The following is a 17918-nucleotide window of genomic DNA, read 5'->3' on the forward strand; positions in this document are numbered from 1 at the left end:
CCATGAAAGATTGCCATGTTCAATAAGATACTGATCGCCAACCGCGGCGACCAGCAGCCGCAAGGCTGCGCAGCTGCGAAGCAAAATCGCCTGCCGGCGCGCAAGCGCCGGGGCGGTTTCGCCGCGGGAGACCGCCATGTTCAATAAAATCCTGATCGCCAACCGCGGCGAAATCGCCTGCCGCGTCATCAAGACCGCCCGCGCCCTGGGCATCGCCACTGTCGCGGTCTACTCCGATGCCGACGCCGACGCCCGCTTCGTCAAGCTGGCCGACGAGGCCTACCGCCTCGGCCCGGCGCCGGCCGCCGAATCCTATCTGCGCGCCGATTTGATCCTGGCCATCGCCAGGCAGAGCGGCGCCCAGGCGGTGCACCCTGGTTACGGCTTCCTGTCCGAAAACGAGGACTTCGCCGCCGCCTGCGAGGCCGCCGGCATCGCCTTCATCGGCCCGCCGACTTCGGCCATCGCCGCGATGGGCAGCAAATCCGCCGCCAAGGCGCTGATGGAGAAAGCCGGCGTGCCGCTGGTTCCCGGCTACCACGGCGATGATCAAGACCCGGCGCTGCTGCAAAAGCAGGCCGACGCCATCGGCTACCCGGTGCTGATCAAGGCCAGCAGCGGCGGCGGCGGCAAGGGCATGCGCATTGTCGAGCAGGCCGGCGACTTCGCCGCCGCTCTCGCCTCCTGCCAGCGCGAGGCGCGCGCCAGCTTCGGCGACGACAAGGTATTGGTCGAAAAATACCTGACCAAGCCCCGCCACGTGGAAATTCAGGTCTTCGCCGACAAGCTGGGCGGCTGCGTCTACCTGTTCGAGCGCGACTGCTCGGTGCAGCGCCGCCACCAAAAAGTATTGGAAGAAGCGCCGGCTCCCCACCTGCCCCAAGCCACCCGCGAAGCGATGGGCCAGGCGGCGGTGGCCGCCGCGCTCGCGGTGGGCTATGTCGGCGCCGGCACCGTGGAGTTCATCATGGATGTCGACTCGGGCCGGTTCTACTTCATGGAGATGAACACCCGGCTGCAAGTGGAACACCCGGTGACCGAGATGATCACCGGCCAGGACCTGGTGGCCTGGCAGCTGGCGGTGGCCGCCGGCGGCGCACTGCCGCTCAAGCAAGAACAGCTCGCCATCCGCGGCCACGCGATCGAGGCGCGCATCTACGCCGAAGACCCGGACAAGGGCTTCCTGCCCTCCACCGGCACGCTGGTCCACCTGGCGACGCCGGAGGAGTCGGCCGACGTACGCATCGACACCGGCGTCGAGCAGGGCGACGCCATCTCGCCGTTCTACGACCCGATGATCGCCAAGCTGATCGTCTGGGGCGAGACCCGCGAGGCGGCGCTCAGACAGATGGACGCCGCGCTGGCGCAGTACCGGATAGTCGGCCTGTCCAGCAATGTGTCTTTCCTGCGCCGCATCGTGAACCATCCCAGCTTCTCCAGCGGCCAGGTCGACACCGGCCTGATCGCCCGCCATCACGATGAATTGCTGCCAGAACCCGCCGCGCCCACCGCCAGACAACTGGCCTTGCTCGCACTGGCCGAGGCCTTGGCGCATCAAGCGCCCTACCCGGCTCCCGCCGGCTGGCGGCTGAACGGGCAACTGAGCCGCCGCTTCTCCTTCCTGCATGGCGAAGAAAGCCACAGCGTGGAGTTGCGCCATCAGGATGGCGGCTTCGCGGTGCGCGTCGGCGCGGAAAGCTTCGCCGCCCGCGCCAGCCTCTCCGGCAATCAGCTGGAGGCCGTGCTCGACGGCGTCAAGATCAAGGCCGTCGTCGTCCGCCACGGCGCGCAGCGCGCGCTGTTCGACAATGGCGAGCGGCTGGGCGTTGACTTCATCGACCCCTATGCTTACGCCGAGCTGGGCGTGCACGGCGAGACCCATCTGAAAGCGCCGATGCCGGGCCGCGTGGTGGCGTTGTTGGCCGAGATCGGCAAGAAGGTGGCCAAGGGCTCCCCGCTGCTGATTCTGGAAGCAATGAAGATGGAGCACACCATCACCGCGCCCGGCGACGGCGTAGTGCAGGATTTCTACTTCGCCGCCGGCGAGCAGGTCAACGATGGTGACGAGCTGGTAGACTTTGCCGCAGAATGACATGGTCATTTCAACAACCGCAAAAGGCAAGGACATGCACATCGCCTTGGAAAACATCCAGCAACTGCGCCAGCGCGGCGAACACGAAGCCGCGCGCCGCCAGGCGCTGGAACTGCTGCGGCACCAGCCCCAGCATGCCGACTTGCATTACCTCGCCGCCTGTATCCATGACAGCCTGGGCCTGGAAGCGGAAGCCATTCCCCATTACCAGCAGGCGCTGGAGCTGGGGCTGAGCGGCGAAACCGCGGCCGAGGCCTGGCTGGGCCTGGGCAGCAGCCATCGCGCGCTGGGCCGTTTCGACCAAGCGGAAACCGCCTTGCGCGAGGGACTGCGGCTGTTTCCCGAACACCACGCGCTGCGCGCCTTCCTGGCGATGGCGCTGTACAACCGCGGCCAGCACAAGGAGGCCACGCAAAGCCTGCTGGCGCTGCTGGCCGACGGCAGCGCCGACCACGGCATCCGCGCCTACCGCCGCGCCATCCGCTTCTACGCGGCAGACCTTGACCGCACCTGGTAACGAGACCGACATGGACCCCGTCATCATCAACCATCCCGGCCTGTCGCTGGCCGGCTACGGCATCCCCACCCAGTTGGAGAACGGCGACAACCTGTGCCAGATTCCCGCCTTCTGGAACGATTACGCCGAACGGCTGCGCCAGCCGCTGCTGGACGCGCTGGGCAAACCCGACGCGCCGGAATACGGCGTCACCTGCGACTTCAATCCGCAAACCGGCCGCTTCCGCTATCTGATCGCGATGGAATGTCCGGCGGACGGCTCGGCGCCCGCGGACAGCGAGCGCCGAAGCGTCCCGCCGGCCAAGTACGCGGTATTCACCACGCCGCCGGCGGCCGACCCGGCCAGTTTCGGCGACGCCATCGTCGCAACCTGGCAGCACATCTACCAACATTGGCTGCCTGCGTCCTCCAAGTGGGAACATGCGCCAGGCGAATCTTTCGAGCGCTACGACGGCCGCAGCGCGCCCGGCCAGGACAGCCTGCAGATGGACATTTACATCCCCGTCCAGCCCAAGCGCTGAAGGAAAGCCATGCAAAGCGTCAAGATAGTGGAAGTGGGCCCGCGCGACGGGCTGCAAAACGAAAAACAGCCGCTGAGCGCCGAGATCAAGCTGGAGCTGATCCGCCGCCTGGCCGAAACCGGCCTGTCCGCGATCGAAGCCGGTGCCTTCGTCTCGCCCAAGTGGGTGCCGCAGATGGCCGGCAGCGCCGAGGTGCTGGCCGCGCTGGACGCGTCCGGCCCCATCGCCTATCCGGTGCTGGTGCCCAACGACAAGGGACTGGACGCGGCGCTGGCTGCCGGCGCGCGCGAAATCGCCGTCTTCGGCGCCGCCAGCGAAAGCTTCAGCCAGAAGAACATCAACGCCAGCATCGCCGAAAGCCTGCAGCGTTTCGAAAGCGTGGCCCGCCGCGCGCTGGACGCCGGCGTCAGGGTGCGCGGCTATGTGTCCTGCGTGGTCGGCTGCCCGTACGAGGGACGGATCGCGCCGCAAAAAGTGGCCGAGGTGTCCCGCGCGCTGGCCGACCTGGGCTGCTACGAGATCTCGCTGGGCGACACCATAGGCGTAGGCACCCCGGCATCGGTGCGCGAGATGCTGGACGCGGTGCTTGATGTTGTGCCCGCCAAACAGCTGGCCGGCCATTTCCACGACACTTACGGCATGGCCGTCGCCAACATCCGCGCCGCGCTGGACATCGGCCTGCGCGTGTTCGACGCCTCGGTGGCGGGATTGGGCGGCTGCCCGTACGCCCGCGGCGCGTCCGGCAACGTCGCCACAGAAGACGTGGCCTATCTGCTTGCGGGCGAGGGCTACCACACTGGCATCGATCTCACTAAACTGGTGGATGTCGCCTGGTTCATCGCCGACGCGCTGGGCAAGCCCCCCGCCTCCAAGCTGGCGCACGCGCTCGGCCGCCAGGGCTGAAACCATACCGGCAGGTCCGCTCCCCCAAAGCAAAACAAACAGGCGGGCCGCCACAGGAGAAACCATGCAAGCACGCGTTACCCCGATCTGGACGCCCTCCGCCGAGCGGCTGTCCGGCTGCCATCTCACCGCTTTCGCCCGCCTGGCCGAAACCGTCTGGGGCAAGGAGCTGCCCGACTACCACCGCCTGTGGCGCGCCAGCGTGGAAGACCCGGGCCGCTTCTGGTCGCTGATCTGGGATTACTGCGGCGTGATCGGCGACAAGGGCGCGGTCGCGCTGGAAAACGGCGACGACATGCTGGCCGCCCGCTTCTTTCCCGAATCCCGGCTCAACTTCGCGGAAAACCTGTTGCGCCGCGACGACGACACGCTGGCCGTGGTGTTCCGCGGCGAGGACAAGATCGAGCAGAAGCTGTCCTGGCGCGAGCTGAACCAACAGGTCTCCCGCCTGCAGCAGGCGATGCGCGCGGCCGGCATCCAGCCGGGCGACCGCGTCGCCGGCTTCATGCCCAATATGCCGGCCGCGCTGGCGGCGATGCTGGCCGCCAGCAGCCTGGGCGCGGTGTGGACCAGCGGCTCGCCAGACTTCGGCACCGACGGCGCGCTGGACCGCTTCGGCCAGACCGAGCCCAAAATCCTGTTCTGCCCGGACGGCTACTGGTACAACGGCAAGGCGGTGGACATCCGCGCCAAGATGATCCATCTGGCGGAGAAGCTGCCCAGCGTGGAGCGCTTCGTGGTGGTGCCCTACCTGGGCGACGGCGCGGACTTCGCCGCCGCCGTGCCGCGCGCGCAGACGCTGGACGCCTTCCTGGCCGGCTTCGACGCCCGCCCGGTGGAATACCTCCGCCTGCCGTTCAACCATCCGCTGTACATCCTGTATTCCAGCGGCACCACCGGCAAGCCCAAGTGCATCGTCCACGGCGCTGGCGGCACGCTGCTGCAGCACCTGAAGGAACACCAGTTGCACGCCGACGTCCATCAGGGCGATCACCTGTTCTACTTCACCACCTGCGGCTGGATGATGTGGAACTGGCTGGTGAGCGGGCTCGCCTCCGGCGCGGCGCTGATGCTGTACGACGGCTCGCCGTTCGCCGATGACGGCCGCGCGCTGTGGGACTACGCCGCCGAACACGGCTTCACCCACTTCGGCACCTCCGCCAAGTACATCGACAGCCTGAAGAAGACGCCTCTCGTCCCCGCCCGCGACTGGCAGCTGCCCAAGCTGCGCAGCCTGTTCTCCACCGGCTCGCCGCTGGTGGCGGAAAGCTACGACTGGGTGTACGAGAACATCAAGTCCGACCTCAACCTGGCCTCCATCTCCGGCGGCACCGACATCGTCTCCTGCTTCGCGCTGGGCGCGCCGACGCTGCCGGTCTACCGCGGCGAGCTGCAATGCCGCGGCCTGGGCATGGCGGTGGACATCTACGACGAGCTGGGCCGCCCGCTGTACCGCGAAAAAGGCGAGCTGGTCTGCCTGAAGCCGTTCCCTTCGATGCCGATAGGCTTCTGGAACGATCCGGACGGCGAGAAATACCGCCAGGCCTACTTCGGCCGCTTCCCCAATATCTGGTGCCACGGCGACTATGCCGAAGTCACCCAGCACGACGGCGTGATCATCTACGGCCGCTCCGACGCGGTGCTCAACCCCGGCGGCGTGCGCATCGGCACCGCCGAAATCTACCGGCAGGTGGAAGCGTTCCCGGAAGTGCTGGAAAGCCTGGCCGTCGGCCAGGCCTGGCAGGACGACGAGCGCGTGGTGCTGTTCGTCAAGCTGCGCGAAGGCGTGGCGCTGGACGAAGACCTGACCGCCCGCATCAAGGCGCAGATCAAGAACGGCGCCAGCCCGCGCCACGTGCCTGCCCGCATTGTCGCTGTCGCCGACATCCCCCGCACCGTCAGCGGCAAGATTGTCGAGCTGGCGGTGAAGAACGTGATCCACGGCCGTCCGGTCAGCAATGTCAGCGCGCTGGCCAATCCGGAAGCGCTGAAGCTGTTCGAAAACCTGAGCGAACTGGGCGAATAAACTGCCGCCGCGCGCGATTCAGCAAACGAGGGCCACTGCCCTCGTTTTTGTTTTGGCCGAGCCATCGGCAACGGCCCGGCCAAAACCGCTTCAACGCGACCGTTTCATTCCAAAATCCGCCAAATTCGCCAGGCGGGAGCAATATCAGGATGTTTTCAAGCGCTGGATGCCTGGAACTGAATTATCATGAATAGAAGGCTAAAGCGCTTGCTGAGCCGCGATGGATACCACAAATACGGACGGCATCCACCGATCACGCTATAACGCGAAGCGCAGCGATTTTCGGAGCGGAAAAATGTTGAGCCGGCACCAGCAAGGCTGGGGTATTGAACAATGGGCGGCCTACCTGAAAGACAAGGATATTCCTGTTCTATCGGCGACGCGGGATATTTTCCAGTCGCTGAAATCCCAGGGGAAAGAGGCGCCTGAGTTTTCGCCGCGGGAACTGGTGGAAATGGTTCACGACGATCCCTATCTGGCCGTCAAATTGCTGATAGAGGCCGAGCGGCACCGCTCCAGGCGGCTTGGCAAGGAAACCACCACCCAATTGGCCACCATCCTCCAGCTGGGCAGCGATGAATTGTATTCGCTGATTTCCAGAAGCCCGGTGGTGAATGTGGATCATCCCGGCTGGAAAGCGGCGGTTGCCACCGCCGTCATGGCATCCAGCATCGCGCGGGCGTGGTCGAATTTCCGTGCCGACACCTCGCCCGAGGAAATCTCGCTGGCCACGCTGCTTTCCGAAACCGGAGATTTGCTGCTTTGGCATTTCGCGCCGGAATTGCCGACCGCGGCCATCGCGGAATTCGAATCCGGACGCGCCAACCGAACCGGCTTGGCCCAGTTGAACACCGCCGGATTCACCTTCCGGCAATTGACGCTGGCGCTGGCCGACATCTGGCAGTTGCCGCAAATGATCAGCCAGCTGATCCGGGGCGTCGACCGGCCGCGCACCCATATCGCGCAAATCGCCATCGACTGCGCCCGTCACCTGACCCAGGATCCCGACAACCCGGCCCTGCCTTTCGACATCGACAATATCTCCCAGTACATACCAGGCGTCGCCAAGGAAAAATTGATCTCGGCCCTGCCGATTTCCGATGAGCAGAAGACTCATATTCTCGCTGGCCTGCAAGGGGAATGAAAAGCCAGCGGCAATGCGCGCCCAATACATGGCGCCGCAAGCCCCTCAGCGCGCGCCGGCCCGTCAATTAATCCTCACCCCCTATTTTCCGGTTTAAGCCGGCAGACAACCCAAGCCCTTCAGCGTCGCCTCCACCGCCTCGTCCAGCGGCGTCACCCGCTCCCTCCCCAATACCCCCAGCAGCTTGCCGTTGTCCATCCGCACCGGCTTGCGCCACAGGTAGCGCATTTCCATCACTTCCCGCAGCGTGGCGTTGAATGGCGCGATCAGCCGAATCAGCCACCAAGGGAAGGCTTCCACCTTGGCGTTGACGCCGTGCTTTTGCAGCGCGCGGCGGATGGCCTGCGCTATCTGGGTGCCGTCCGCATCCCAATAGCCGCCCAGATGGAAAGTGGCAAACGGCTCCAGCGATTCGCGCCGCGCCAAGAGCGCTACGATATTGCTCGCCACATCCGGCAGGTATGACCACTGGTGGCCGATGCCGGGCATGGCCGGATTCTGGATGCGGCGGGCGATCTTGCCGGGCTGGATCAGCCCTTGCGAGAACCAGTTGTTGCCGGCCTTGGGGCCGAAGAAATCTCCGGCGCGCACAATCAGCGCCCTGCCGCCGCCGGCCGCGTGGGCGCGCAGACGGGCCTCCATCTCCACCCGGATCGCGCCCTTGCGCGTCAGCGGGCGCTGCGGCGAGTTTTCCTTGAGGATGGGAAAAGCGTCCGGACCATAGTTGTACACCGTTCCAGGCAGCACGATGGTGGCGCCCTCCCGCTTCGCCGCGGCGATGGTGCTGTCCAGCATCGGCAGCACCAGCTCGGCCCAGCGCTTGTAGCCGGGGGGATTCACCGCATGGACGATCACCCCGCAGCCCTCGGCCGCCTTCGCCACATCGTCCGGCCGCATCGCGTCGCCCCGAATCCAAACGATGCCGTCGCGTGTCTGGACCGGCTGCTCCAGGCTGCGCACCAGGCCGCGCACTTCCCACCCCGCGTCGCGCAGCTGGCGGGCCAGCTCCCCGCCGATGCCGCCAGCCGCTCCCACCACCAGCGCCGTTTGTCGAGTCGTCATGATCTTGCTCCTTGGTTTGTCTTGGTGGAGTCATCTTATGGCGGCGCGAATCAATACGGAATTGACTAAAACAGCATACCATCCATACATTTACGAATGGATACCACGATAGACTGGCAGCTGTACCGCTCCTTCCTCGCCGTGCTGCGAGAGGGATCGCTCTCCGCGGCGGCGCGCGCGCTGGGCCAGGCCCAGCCGACGCTCGGCCGCCATATCGACGCGCTGGAGGCCGCGCTGGGCATTCCGCTGTTCACCCGCTCCCAGGGCGGGCTGCTGCCGACAGACGCGGCCCGGGTGCTGCGCCCGCACGCGGAGGCGATGGCCAGCCACGCGGCGGCGCTGGAGCGCATGGCCTCCAACCAGGGGGATGCGCCGCGCGGCGTGGTGAGGATCACCTCCAGCGAGGTGGTGGGCGTGGAGGTGCTGCCGCCGATGCTGGCCGAGCTGCGCCGCCACCATCCCGCGATCACGATAGAGCTGGCGCTGAGCAACCGCGCGCAGGACCTGCTGCAGCGGGAGGCAGACATCGCCGTGCGCATGCTGGTGCCGCGGCAGGCTCAGTTGATCGCCCGCCCGGTAGGCGTCATCGAGATCGGCCTGTTTGCCGCGCCTGCGTATCTGGCCGAGCATGGCGAACCCGCCTCCATGGAAGACCTGGGCCGACACAGCCTGATCGGCTTCGACCAGCCCAGCGCCTTCCAGAGGGAGGCCGCCAAACGGATGCCCGGCATGGCGCGGGAAGGATTCGCCCTGCGCAGCGACAGCGACCTGGCGCAGCTGGCGCTGTTGCGGGCCGGCGCCGGCCTCGGCTTCTGCCAATTGCCGCTGGCGCGGCGTGACGGGTTGCGGCGCATCCTGCCCGAGCATTACGCGCTGCGCCTGGACACCTGGATCACCATGCATGAGGACCTGCGCCACAATCGCGCCTGCAAGGCCGTGTTCGACGCGCTGGTAACGGGCATGCAACGCTATGCGGGGCCGATGCCGCCGGGCCTGCCGAACTCCGAATAGCCCTCCATGAAAAAAGCCGCCCCGGCATGATCCCGGCGCGGCTTTGATTTAGGCGGCAGCCCTTACTTGGGCGCTTTCGGCGGCGGCAAGCGTTGCAGCAACGCGAAGGTCATGTTCTGCTCCCGCGGGCGGTTGCCGGCCCACAGCACCTGCCAGCCTGGCTCGGCCACGCCTTCCTCGCTGTTGCGCACCACCAGCCAGTAGTCGCACGGCGGCGTCTCGCCGCCCGGGAAGGACAGCAAGTCGATGCCGGCGTAGTAGCGCCAGCTGATCATGGCCAGGCTGTTGCGGTTTTCCGTCGCGATGCAGGTGGCGGTGGCCGGCAGCTTGCGCAGCATGCTGTTCACCACCGGGCGGTAGCTCTTGGCGGCGTCGAACCAGGGCAGCCACAAGGTCATCCCCAGCCCCCACAACAGCGTCAGGCCGGCCGCCCAGTTGGTGATCGCCTGGCGGCCCCGCAAATGGGGCCGGGTCAGCGCCCACAGCCACACCAGGGTGGCGATCAGGCCGCCCGCTGCCTGCAGCCAGGACACATGCGGCTGGTAAAAGGGGCTGAAGTACTGCGCGCGTCCCGCCAGCCCTTCCGGCCAGCCATAGTTCATCGCCGCCCAGCCCAGCCACACCAACAAGCCGAACAGGCCGAAAGTCATCAACGCGAACCAGTTGAGGAAGGCGGCTGCGCCGCGGCGCAGATTGTCCAGCTCCACCGCAGCCAGCACGGCCAGCGGCAGCAACAGCGGCATCGCGTCGGTGATGCTGGCGCGGTCGGACAAGGTCAGCAGCACCGCGATCATCAGCGTGAACAGCAGCGGCAGCTGCAGCTTGGGAGACTGCAGCTGGCGGTTGCGGTACAGCGTCCACATCGCCAGCGGCCAGGCGGGAAAAGCGAACCACAAGACGTTCAGGCTGTAATAGCCGAAGTCATGGAACAGCCGGACATGGCGGAAGCCGCTGGAACCGCCCAGCGCGTAATTACCCCACCACTCGGCGTACACCGCCGGGTACAGACGCTGCAGCAGCATCGGCCACACCAGGATGGCGGGCAGGGCCAGCAGCAATCCCAGCAGCAGCGTGATCGCGTAATTCTTGCGCCGCCAGCCGCTGAAGGCCGGCAGCATCACCGCCACCAGCCAGATCAGCAGCAGATCCGTCAGGCTGCCGCCCAGGAAGGTCATCACGCTGGCCGCGCCCAGCAGCGCGCCGGCGAGGCCCGGCGAACGCAAGGTCAGCGACAGCGCGTAGAAGGCGGCGGTAAGGCCGGCAAAACTGGCGACGATGGGGGTCAGTTGATGGCCGGACTCAACCAGGCCGATGCAGCCTATCAGGATCATCACCACGCTGCGGCCGTGGCGGCGGCCTATCAGGTCGCGGCCCGCCATGCCGGCCAGCAGCAGCGACAGCGACATCAGCAGCGGCGTCGCCAGCCTGGCGGCGTCGTGCGCCGTCAGCAGCCAGGGCGAGAACAGCTTGATGCAGCCGGCGGCAAGCCAGTAATACAGGGGAGGATTGTCCAGATAAGGCGCGCCGTTGAGCATCGGCAGCAGCCAGTTGCCGCTGTCCAGCATGCCTTGGGCGATGGCCAGCACGAAGGGCTCGTCCGGCTTCCAGGGATCGTGGCCGAGGATGCCGGGCCACAGCCAGATAAAACACAGCAGCAGCAGCATCCAGGGTTTTTCAGTCGGCTTGGCCAAAGAGTTGGCCTGAGCGGAATAAGTCAGCATCCTGTTGCCACCTTGTTGTTCCGAAGGATCTGATGATTATCCCACGCATGCGGCGCAGGCATGAAAAAAGGCAGCCGCAGGCTGCCTTTTTCGGGGTCCAGATACGGCAACGCGCTTAGCGCTTGAAGAAGCCGCCGAATTTCTGGTTGAACTTGTCCACGCGACCAGCGGTGTCAACAATCTTCTGCTTGCCGGTGTAGAACGGGTGGCAGTTGGAGCACACTTCGATCGAGAAAGCGTCTTTGCCCATGGTGGACTTGGTCACGAACTGGCTGCCGCAGGAGCAGGTAACGGACAGTTCTTTGTAGTTCGGGTGAATATCGGTTTTCATCTCTCTACCTTTCAAATCGGGTACAGGGGTTTTGCCTGTACTGCTTGCGAAACATGGCATTATCCGCCGTTTGGCCGCCGTTGACAAGCGCCTGCGGCCAAACCCGGATCAGGCGCGGCGCCAGGTGGTGCCGCCGGCGCCGTCTTCCAGCGCGATGCCCTTGGCGATCAGCTCGTCGCGGATGCGGTCGGACTCGGCCCAATTCTTGGCGCCGCGCGCGTCCTTGCGCGCCTGGATCAGCGCTTCCACCTGTTCAGCCGACAGCTCGCCCTCGCCCACGCCGCCTTGCAGGAAGGCTTCCGGATCGCGCTCCAGCAGGCCCAGCACGCCGCCCAGGTCTTTCAGCAGGCGAGCCAGCTGCGGATCGCGGCTCTTGTTCACTTCGCCGGCCAGCTCGAACAGCACCGCCACCGCCTCGGACGAGTTGAAGTCGTCGTCCATCGCCGCCTTGAAGCGGGCGGCATAGGCGTTGCTCCAGTCCAGGCCCGCGAACGCCGGCAACTCGATGCCGCGCAGCGCGGTGTACAGGCGGGTCAGGCCGTGCTTGGCGTCGTTGAGGATGCCGTCGGTGTAGTTGACCGGGCTGCGGTAGTGGCTGCGCACGATGAAGAAGCGGATCACCTCGCCGTCGAAGTGCTGCAGCACATCGCGGATGGTGAAGAAGTTGCCCAGGCTCTTGGACATCTTCTCGCCGTCGACATTGATGAAGCCGTTGTGCAGCCAGTAATTGACGTACTGATGGCCGTGCGCGCCTTCGGATTGGGCGATCTCGTTCTCGTGGTGCGGGAACTGCAGGTCCTCGCCGCCGCCGTGGATGTCGAACTGCTCGCCCAGATGGTGGCAGCTCATCACCGAGCACTCGATGTGCCAGCCCGGACGGCCCTTGCCCCACGGGCTGTCCCAGGACGGCTCGCCCGGCTTGGCGGCTTTCCACAGCACGAAGTCCAGCGGATCGCGCTTGTTGGGGTCCACTTCCACGCGCTCACCGGCGCGCAGCTTGTCCAGCGTGCGGCCGGACAGCTTGCCGTAGCCTTCGAATTCGCGCACCGCGTAGTAAACGTCGCCGTTGGCGGCCGGATAGGCCTTGCCATTGGCGATCAGCGTTTCGATCATCGCGACCATGCCGCCCACGTGATGGGTGGCGCGCGGCTCGTGCGTCGGCGGCAGCAGGCCCAGCGCAGCGGCGTCCTGGCGCATGTCGGCGATGGTTTCCTCCACCAGCTGCTCCGGCGTGATGCCGCGCTCAAGCGCGCGTTTGATGATCTTGTCTTCGATGTCGGTGATATTGCGCACGTAGTCGACTTCGTAGCCGGAGGCCTTCAGCCAGCGGTAGATCACGTCGAAGGCGGCCAGCATGCGCGCGTGGCCGATGTGACAGAGGTCGTAAACGGTCATGCCACAGACGTACATGCTCACTTTGCCGGGTTCGATGGGTTTGAACGCTTCCTTCTGGCGGGTCAGTGTGTTGTACAGGCTCAGCATGATCAAAAAAACCTATGGTTGATGATTCAAAGGAAAGAGATTGTAACAGAGCGGCGCCGGCTTCTGTCATTCGAGCCGCGACATTACGCGCTGAAATGCGCAAACGGCCGCCGCGCCTTGCGACGCGGCGGCCGTTTCTCGCCATCAATCGCGAATCAGACGCGCGGCCAGGCGATCGGGCGGTAATCCGGCAGGCCATCCTTGAACGGCGGGATGCGCTCGCCCTCCATCAGCGGCTTCACGTAATTCAGGAACGCCTGGGTGACGCTGAAGCCGTCGGCGCCGATGAACTCCGGCGGCAGCCGTTTTTCCTTGTCGCCCACCGCCGACAGCGGCACTTCGGCCACGTCCCAGCAGTAAGGATGGTCGTTCAGGCGCTGGATGCCGGCCATCAGCCCGGTCTTGCCCGCCAGCAGCCATTCCACCGCCTTCTCGCCCATCACATAGGCCTGGCGGACGTCGGTGGCGGAAGCCAGATGGCCACCGGCGCGCTGCAGGTAGTCCACTTGGGCCACGTGGGCGGAAATGCCGCGCTCGCGCAGGATCAGCTGGGCCAGCCAGTGGCCGGCGCCGCCCAGCTGCTCATGGCCGTAGGTTTCGGACTTCTTGGCCTCGGCGACGAAGCGGCCGTCCGCGCCGGTGATGCCCTCGGCCACCGCGATCGCGCACTGGCCGTGCTTGGCCAGGCTGGCGTCCAGCGCGGCCAGGAAGCGTTCCTGGTCAAACGCCACCTCAGGCAACAGCAACAGGTGCGGCGCCTCCTGCGGGCTGCGCGACGACGCGGCGCAGGCGGCGGCCAGCCAGCCGGTATGGCGGCCCATGGTTTCCATGATGAACACCCTGCCCCAGCCCATGCTGGTCATGTCCAGACCCACCTCGCGCATCGCGCTGGCCAGGAATTTGGCGGACGAGCCATAGCCCGGGCTGTTGTCGGTGCCCATCAGGTCGTTGTCTATGGTCTTGGGAATGCCGATCACGCCCAGCTTGTAGCCGGTGTGCTTTTCGAAATCGACCAGCCGCTCGGCGCAGCCCAGCGAGCCGTTGCCGCCGTTGATCAACAGATAGCGGATATCGTGCTTGGCCAGCACGTCGCGCAGGCGCAGCCAGTCCTCCGGCGCTTCCTCGAACGTGCCTATCATGCGGCGGCTGACGCCGAAGCTGCCGCCAGGCATGAAGGCAAGCTGGGCGATGGCGGTGTCCGACACGCCGTCGGTGTCGCACAGGCGGCCGTCCAGCAGGCCGGCCAGGCCATCGTAAGCGGCATACAGGGAAAGCCCCAGGCGGCGCGCGGTTTCAATCGCGCCCTGGGCGGAAGCGTTCAGAACGGCGGTGGGTCCGCCGGATTGCAGATATACGGCTCTTGGCTTGGTCATGATCGCAACCTGAGAAAGGGACAGTCTGGACAGCGCAAGGGCCGACAGCCTGGTTACGCTGCTAACGCCACCACCATACCACTTGCCGGAGAACGGCCTCAAGCCGCCGGGCCGCGGCAAAAACGCTTCCTTGATCGTCGGCAAACCGACGAAAAAGTAGCGCCTGCGCTACACGCCGGCGCCAATAAGAAAAGCCCCGCCATCATGGCGGGGCTGCGTCATGGCCGCGTCAGCCTTGCGGCTACTGGCGCACCACCGCCTCGGCCGGCGCGTAGCGCTCGGCCCGGATCGGCGAATGCTTGGCCACGTAGTCCTTGAGCACTTCAGCGTCGACGAAGCCGGTGTTCACATAGCCCGGATGCTCCATCATCTTCGGATAGCCATCGCCGCCGGAGGCCATGAAGCTGTTGATCGCCACGCGGTAGCGCTGGGCCGGATCGATGGCCTTGCCGGCCACCTCGGCCTGCTGCAGCTCGCCGCCGACGATGCGCAGCCTGACGCCGGCGAACTGAGCGAAGGCGCCGGCGCCCGGCGTCATCCGCGCCGCGGCCTTCAGGTAATCCAGCGCCTCCGCCCCGCTCATGTCGACATAGGCCAGCGTGCTGCCGAACGGGAATACCTTGAGCACGTCCTTGTAGCTGACTACGCCGGCCGGCAGCGAGTCGCGGATGCCGCCGGAGTTGATCACCGCGAAATCCGCCTGGGTCCTGGCCATCATCGCCTCGCCGACGAACACGCCCAGATTGGTGGGCTTGCCGCGCACCACGGAACGGTCGCCCTCCAGCTTGGCCGACAGTTCGCCCACCTTGACGCCCAATTCGGCCTGGCCCTTGTCCTGGTAGGCCTTGAGGAAGCTGCGCAGCTTGTTGTCTTCCGGGATCAGCTCGGTGTATGGCACCTTCTCGGCCTTGCCGTCGGCGGTCTTCACCGTCTTTTTCAGATTGACCGGAATCAGCTGGTATTTGACCAGTTTGAGCTTGCCGTTGCGGAATTCGAAATCGGCGCGGCCGACGTATTTGCCCCATTCGTGCGCCTGCACGATCCAGGCGCCGTTCTGGCGGTCCGGCGCGCACGGCGCGCCCGGCACGTAGGCGTCGTCGCGGACGTTCTCGGCCTTCATGCACACCGGGTTCTGGCTGTGGCCGCCGACGATCAGGTCCAGCCCCTTCACCGCGCGCGCCATTTCCACGTCGCCGGGCGCGTTGACGCCATGATTGCCGTCGGCGTAATGGCCCATGTGGGTGGCGGCGATGACGATGTCGGCCTTCTGGCGCAACTCCGGCACCAGAGTGGCGGCTTCGGCGATCGGGCTCTTGAACTCGATGCCCTTGATCTGCGCCGGATTCACCATCTTGGCGGTGTCGTCGGTGGTCAGACCCATCACCGCCACCTTGACGCCGCCCAGGTTGAACATGGCGTAGGGATCGAACATCCGCTTGCCGTCCTGGTAGATATTGGCGGACAGCATGGGGAAATTGATCCACTTGCGCTGCTGCATCAGCACCGGCACCGGCTTGTCGAACTCGTGGTTGCCCACCGCCATCGCGTCGTAGCCGATGCGGTCCATGCCGCGGAAATCGGGCTCGGCGTTCTGCAGATCGGACTCCGGCACCCCGGTGTTGATGTCGCCGCCGGACAGCAGCAGCATGTAGCCGCCCTCGGCCTTCACTTCGGCGCGCACCTTGTCCACCACCGTTTTCTGCGCGGCGAGGCCGTATTCGCCGTCACTGTTGGGCCAGAAGCGGCCGTGGTGATCGTTGGTGTGCAGGATGGTGATCTTGTAGACCTTGCCGCTGTCGTAATTGCCCTTGCCCGGCGGCGTCGCGCAGGCGGACAACAGGCCGGCGGCCAGCAGGGATACGGCGATGAATTTGAGCTCGGTGCGCATTTTTTCTCCTTATGAGCCGGCATTGCCGCTTGCGCATGCAAAAATGGCGAACCCTGGGGCTCGCCATCCGGCAGTGCTGCGATGATTTATTTCCAGCTGTCCTTCAGACCGACGGTGCGGTTGAACACCGCCTTGTCGCCCTTCCGGTGTTCGTAGCGGTCGGTGACGAAGTAACCCAGGCGTTCGAACTGGAAGCGCGACTCCGGTTCCGCCTGCAGCACCGAAGCCTCGACGAAGGCCGGCACCAGCTTCAGCGAGTCCGGGCTCAGGAACTGGCGGAAGTCGACGTATTCGCCATCCTCGCCGCGCACCGCGTCAGGACGCTGCTCGGTGAACAGGCGGTCATACCAGCGCACGTCGGCCTGGATCGCATGCTCGGCCGACACCCAGTGGATCACGCCCTTGACCTTGCGGCCTTCCGGATTCTTGCCCAGCGTGTCGTGGTCGATCGAGCACTTCAGCTCGACGATCTCGCCATTGGCGTCCTTCACCACCTCGTCGCATTTGATCACGTAGGAGTAGCGCAGGCGCACTTCGCCGCCGGCGGTCAGGCGTTGCCACTTCGGCGGCGGCGTTTCGGCGAAGTCGTCGCGCTCGATCCAGATCTCGCGGGCGATCGGCACGTCGCGCTCGCCGAATTCCGGATGGTGCGGATGGAACGGCGCGCTGCGGCTGGCGGTGACGGCGGCGTCGTAGTTGGTCAGCGTCACTTTCAGCGGATTGACCACGGCCATCACGCGCGGCGAGTCGTTTTCCAGCGTCTCGCGCACCGCGCCTTCCAGGATGGCCATGTCGATGATGTTTTCGCTCTTCGACACGCCGATGCGTTGGGCGAACAGCTTGATGCCGGCCGGGCTGTAGCCGCGGCGGCGCATGCCGGCGATGGTGGGCATGCGCGGATCGTCCCAGCCGGTGACGGCGCCGTCGTTGACCAGCGCCTGCAGCTTGCGCTTGGAGGTCAGCGCGTACAGCAGTTCCAGGCGGGAGAATTCGATCTGCTGCGGATGGTGGCCGATGCTGATGTTGTCCAGCACCCAGTCGTACAGCGGGCGATGGTCTTCAAACTCCAGCGAGCACAGCGAATGGGTGATGCCCTCGATGGCGTCGGAGATGCAATGGGTGTAGTCGTACATCGGGTAGATGCACCACTTGTCGCCGGTGCGGTGGTGGTGCACGCGGCGGATGCGGTAGATGGCCGGATCGCGCAGATTGATATTGCCGGAGGCCATATCGATCTTCAGGCGCAGCGTCTTGCTGCCGTCCGGGAACTCGCCGTTCTTCATGCGGGTGAACAGGTCGAGGTTTTCTTCCGGCGTGCGGTCGCGGTAGGGGCTGTTCTTGCCCGGCTCGGTCAGGTTGCCGCGGTACTGGCGCATTTCCTCGGCGGACAGATCGTCCACATAGGCCTTGCCGGCCTGGATCAGCTCGACGGCGTAGCCGTACAGGCGGTCGAAATAGTCGGATGCGTAGCGCACCTCGCCGTTCCACTTGAAGCCCAGCCAGGAGATGTCCTGCTTGAACGCCTCGACGAACTCGTCCGATTCCTTTTCCGGATTGGTGTCGTCCATGCGCAGATTGCACTGGCCGTTGTAGTCTTCGGCCAGGCCGAAGTTGATGCAGATCGCCTTGGCGTGGCCGATGTGGGCGAAGCCGTTCGGCTCGGGCGGGAAGCGGGTCACCACCGAGCTGCGGCGGCCGGTGGCCAGATCCTCGTCGATGATGCTGCGAATGAAGTTGTTGACAACCGGCGCGTTGTTTTCCGTGCTCATGTTCTGGCTGTGGGTATGGATAGCGAATCGGCCATTGTAACCGATTTTCCCGCCATTTTCGCCACGCATCCGATTCCCC

General features: G+C 65.5%; 15 protein-coding genes. 8 read left to right on the plus strand and 7 right to left on the minus strand.

Going from position 1 to position 17918, the window contains the following annotated elements; translation table 11 throughout:
- The first annotated feature begins 15 nt into the window (after positions 1–15).
- From ACX17K_RS06785 to ACX17K_RS06815, 7 genes are all read left to right on the plus strand, one after another.
- Positions 16–147: a hypothetical protein gene (locus ACX17K_RS06785; RefSeq protein ID WP_493774221.1), complete on the plus strand. Its 132-nt coding sequence runs from the start codon at positions 16–18 to the stop codon at positions 145–147.
- Positions 137–2092 carry an acetyl/propionyl/methylcrotonyl-CoA carboxylase subunit alpha gene (locus tag ACX17K_RS06790; protein ID WP_493774222.1) on the plus strand — a complete coding sequence of 652 codons (1956 nt, stop codon included), beginning with the start codon at positions 137–139 and terminating at the stop codon, positions 2090–2092. The genes ACX17K_RS06785 and ACX17K_RS06790 overlap by 11 nt, the downstream gene beginning before the upstream one ends.
- A gap of 34 nt (positions 2093–2126) precedes the next feature.
- On the plus strand, positions 2127–2609 hold the full coding sequence (locus tag ACX17K_RS06795) for a tetratricopeptide repeat protein (protein WP_493774223.1): 483 nt from the start codon (positions 2127–2129) through the stop codon (positions 2607–2609).
- A 10-nt stretch (positions 2610–2619) separates the two neighbouring features.
- Positions 2620–3129 carry a GyrI-like domain-containing protein gene (locus tag ACX17K_RS06800; RefSeq protein ID WP_493774224.1) on the plus strand — a complete coding sequence of 170 codons (510 nt, stop codon included), beginning with the start codon at positions 2620–2622 and terminating at the stop codon, positions 3127–3129.
- 9 nt (positions 3130–3138) lie between these two features.
- Positions 3139–4032 (plus strand): hydroxymethylglutaryl-CoA lyase, encoded by an 894-nt coding sequence (locus tag ACX17K_RS06805; protein ID WP_493774225.1) that lies wholly within the window; start codon positions 3139–3141, stop codon positions 4030–4032.
- 64 nt (positions 4033–4096) lie between these two features.
- Positions 4097–6058, plus strand: a complete 1962-nt coding sequence (locus ACX17K_RS06810) for an acetoacetate--CoA ligase (RefSeq protein WP_493774226.1) — start codon at positions 4097–4099, stop codon at positions 6056–6058.
- Between the two features lie 295 nt (positions 6059–6353).
- A complete protein-coding gene (locus ACX17K_RS06815) occupies positions 6354–7202 on the plus strand; it encodes an HDOD domain-containing protein (protein ID WP_493774227.1) in 849 nt (282 codons plus the stop codon).
- A 93-nt stretch (positions 7203–7295) separates the two neighbouring features.
- Here the strand turns inward: ACX17K_RS06815 and ACX17K_RS06820 are convergent, their stop codons facing one another.
- A complete protein-coding gene (locus ACX17K_RS06820; protein WP_493774228.1) occupies positions 7296–8264 on the minus strand; it encodes an NAD-dependent epimerase/dehydratase family protein in 969 nt (322 codons plus the stop codon).
- 96 nt (positions 8265–8360) lie between these two features.
- Here ACX17K_RS06820 and ACX17K_RS06825 point away from each other — a divergent pair, with 96 nt between their 5' ends.
- A complete protein-coding gene (locus tag ACX17K_RS06825) occupies positions 8361–9275 on the plus strand; it encodes a LysR family transcriptional regulator (protein WP_493774229.1) in 915 nt (304 codons plus the stop codon).
- A gap of 62 nt (positions 9276–9337) precedes the next feature.
- Here the strand turns inward: ACX17K_RS06825 and ACX17K_RS06830 are convergent, their stop codons facing one another.
- From ACX17K_RS06830 to ACX17K_RS06855, 6 genes are all read right to left on the minus strand, one after another.
- Complete coding sequence (locus tag ACX17K_RS06830) at positions 9338–10996, minus strand: ArnT family glycosyltransferase (protein WP_493774230.1); 1659 nt, start codon at positions 10994–10996, stop codon at positions 9338–9340.
- A 115-nt stretch (positions 10997–11111) separates the two neighbouring features.
- Positions 11112–11327: a 50S ribosomal protein L31 gene (gene rpmE / locus ACX17K_RS06835; protein ID WP_021478681.1), complete on the minus strand. Its 216-nt coding sequence runs from the start codon at positions 11325–11327 to the stop codon at positions 11112–11114.
- Positions 11328–11435: 108 nt separating this feature from the next.
- A complete protein-coding gene (gene cysS / locus ACX17K_RS06840) occupies positions 11436–12809 on the minus strand; it encodes a cysteine--tRNA ligase (protein ID WP_493774231.1) in 1374 nt (457 codons plus the stop codon).
- A gap of 155 nt (positions 12810–12964) precedes the next feature.
- Positions 12965–14182 carry a 6-phosphofructokinase gene (locus ACX17K_RS06845; protein WP_493774232.1) on the minus strand — a complete coding sequence of 406 codons (1218 nt, stop codon included), beginning with the start codon at positions 14180–14182 and terminating at the stop codon, positions 12965–12967.
- A gap of 241 nt (positions 14183–14423) precedes the next feature.
- Complete coding sequence (gene ushA / locus ACX17K_RS06850; RefSeq protein ID WP_493774233.1) at positions 14424–16070, minus strand: bifunctional UDP-sugar hydrolase/5'-nucleotidase UshA; 1647 nt, start codon at positions 16068–16070, stop codon at positions 14424–14426.
- An 86-nt stretch (positions 16071–16156) separates the two neighbouring features.
- Positions 16157–17839: a glutamine--tRNA ligase/YqeY domain fusion protein gene (locus tag ACX17K_RS06855; protein WP_463090698.1), complete on the minus strand. Its 1683-nt coding sequence runs from the start codon at positions 17837–17839 to the stop codon at positions 16157–16159.
- Positions 17840–17918 lie beyond the last annotated feature (79 nt).

The organism is Chromobacterium sp. INPA-IVC (assembly GCF_059047085.1).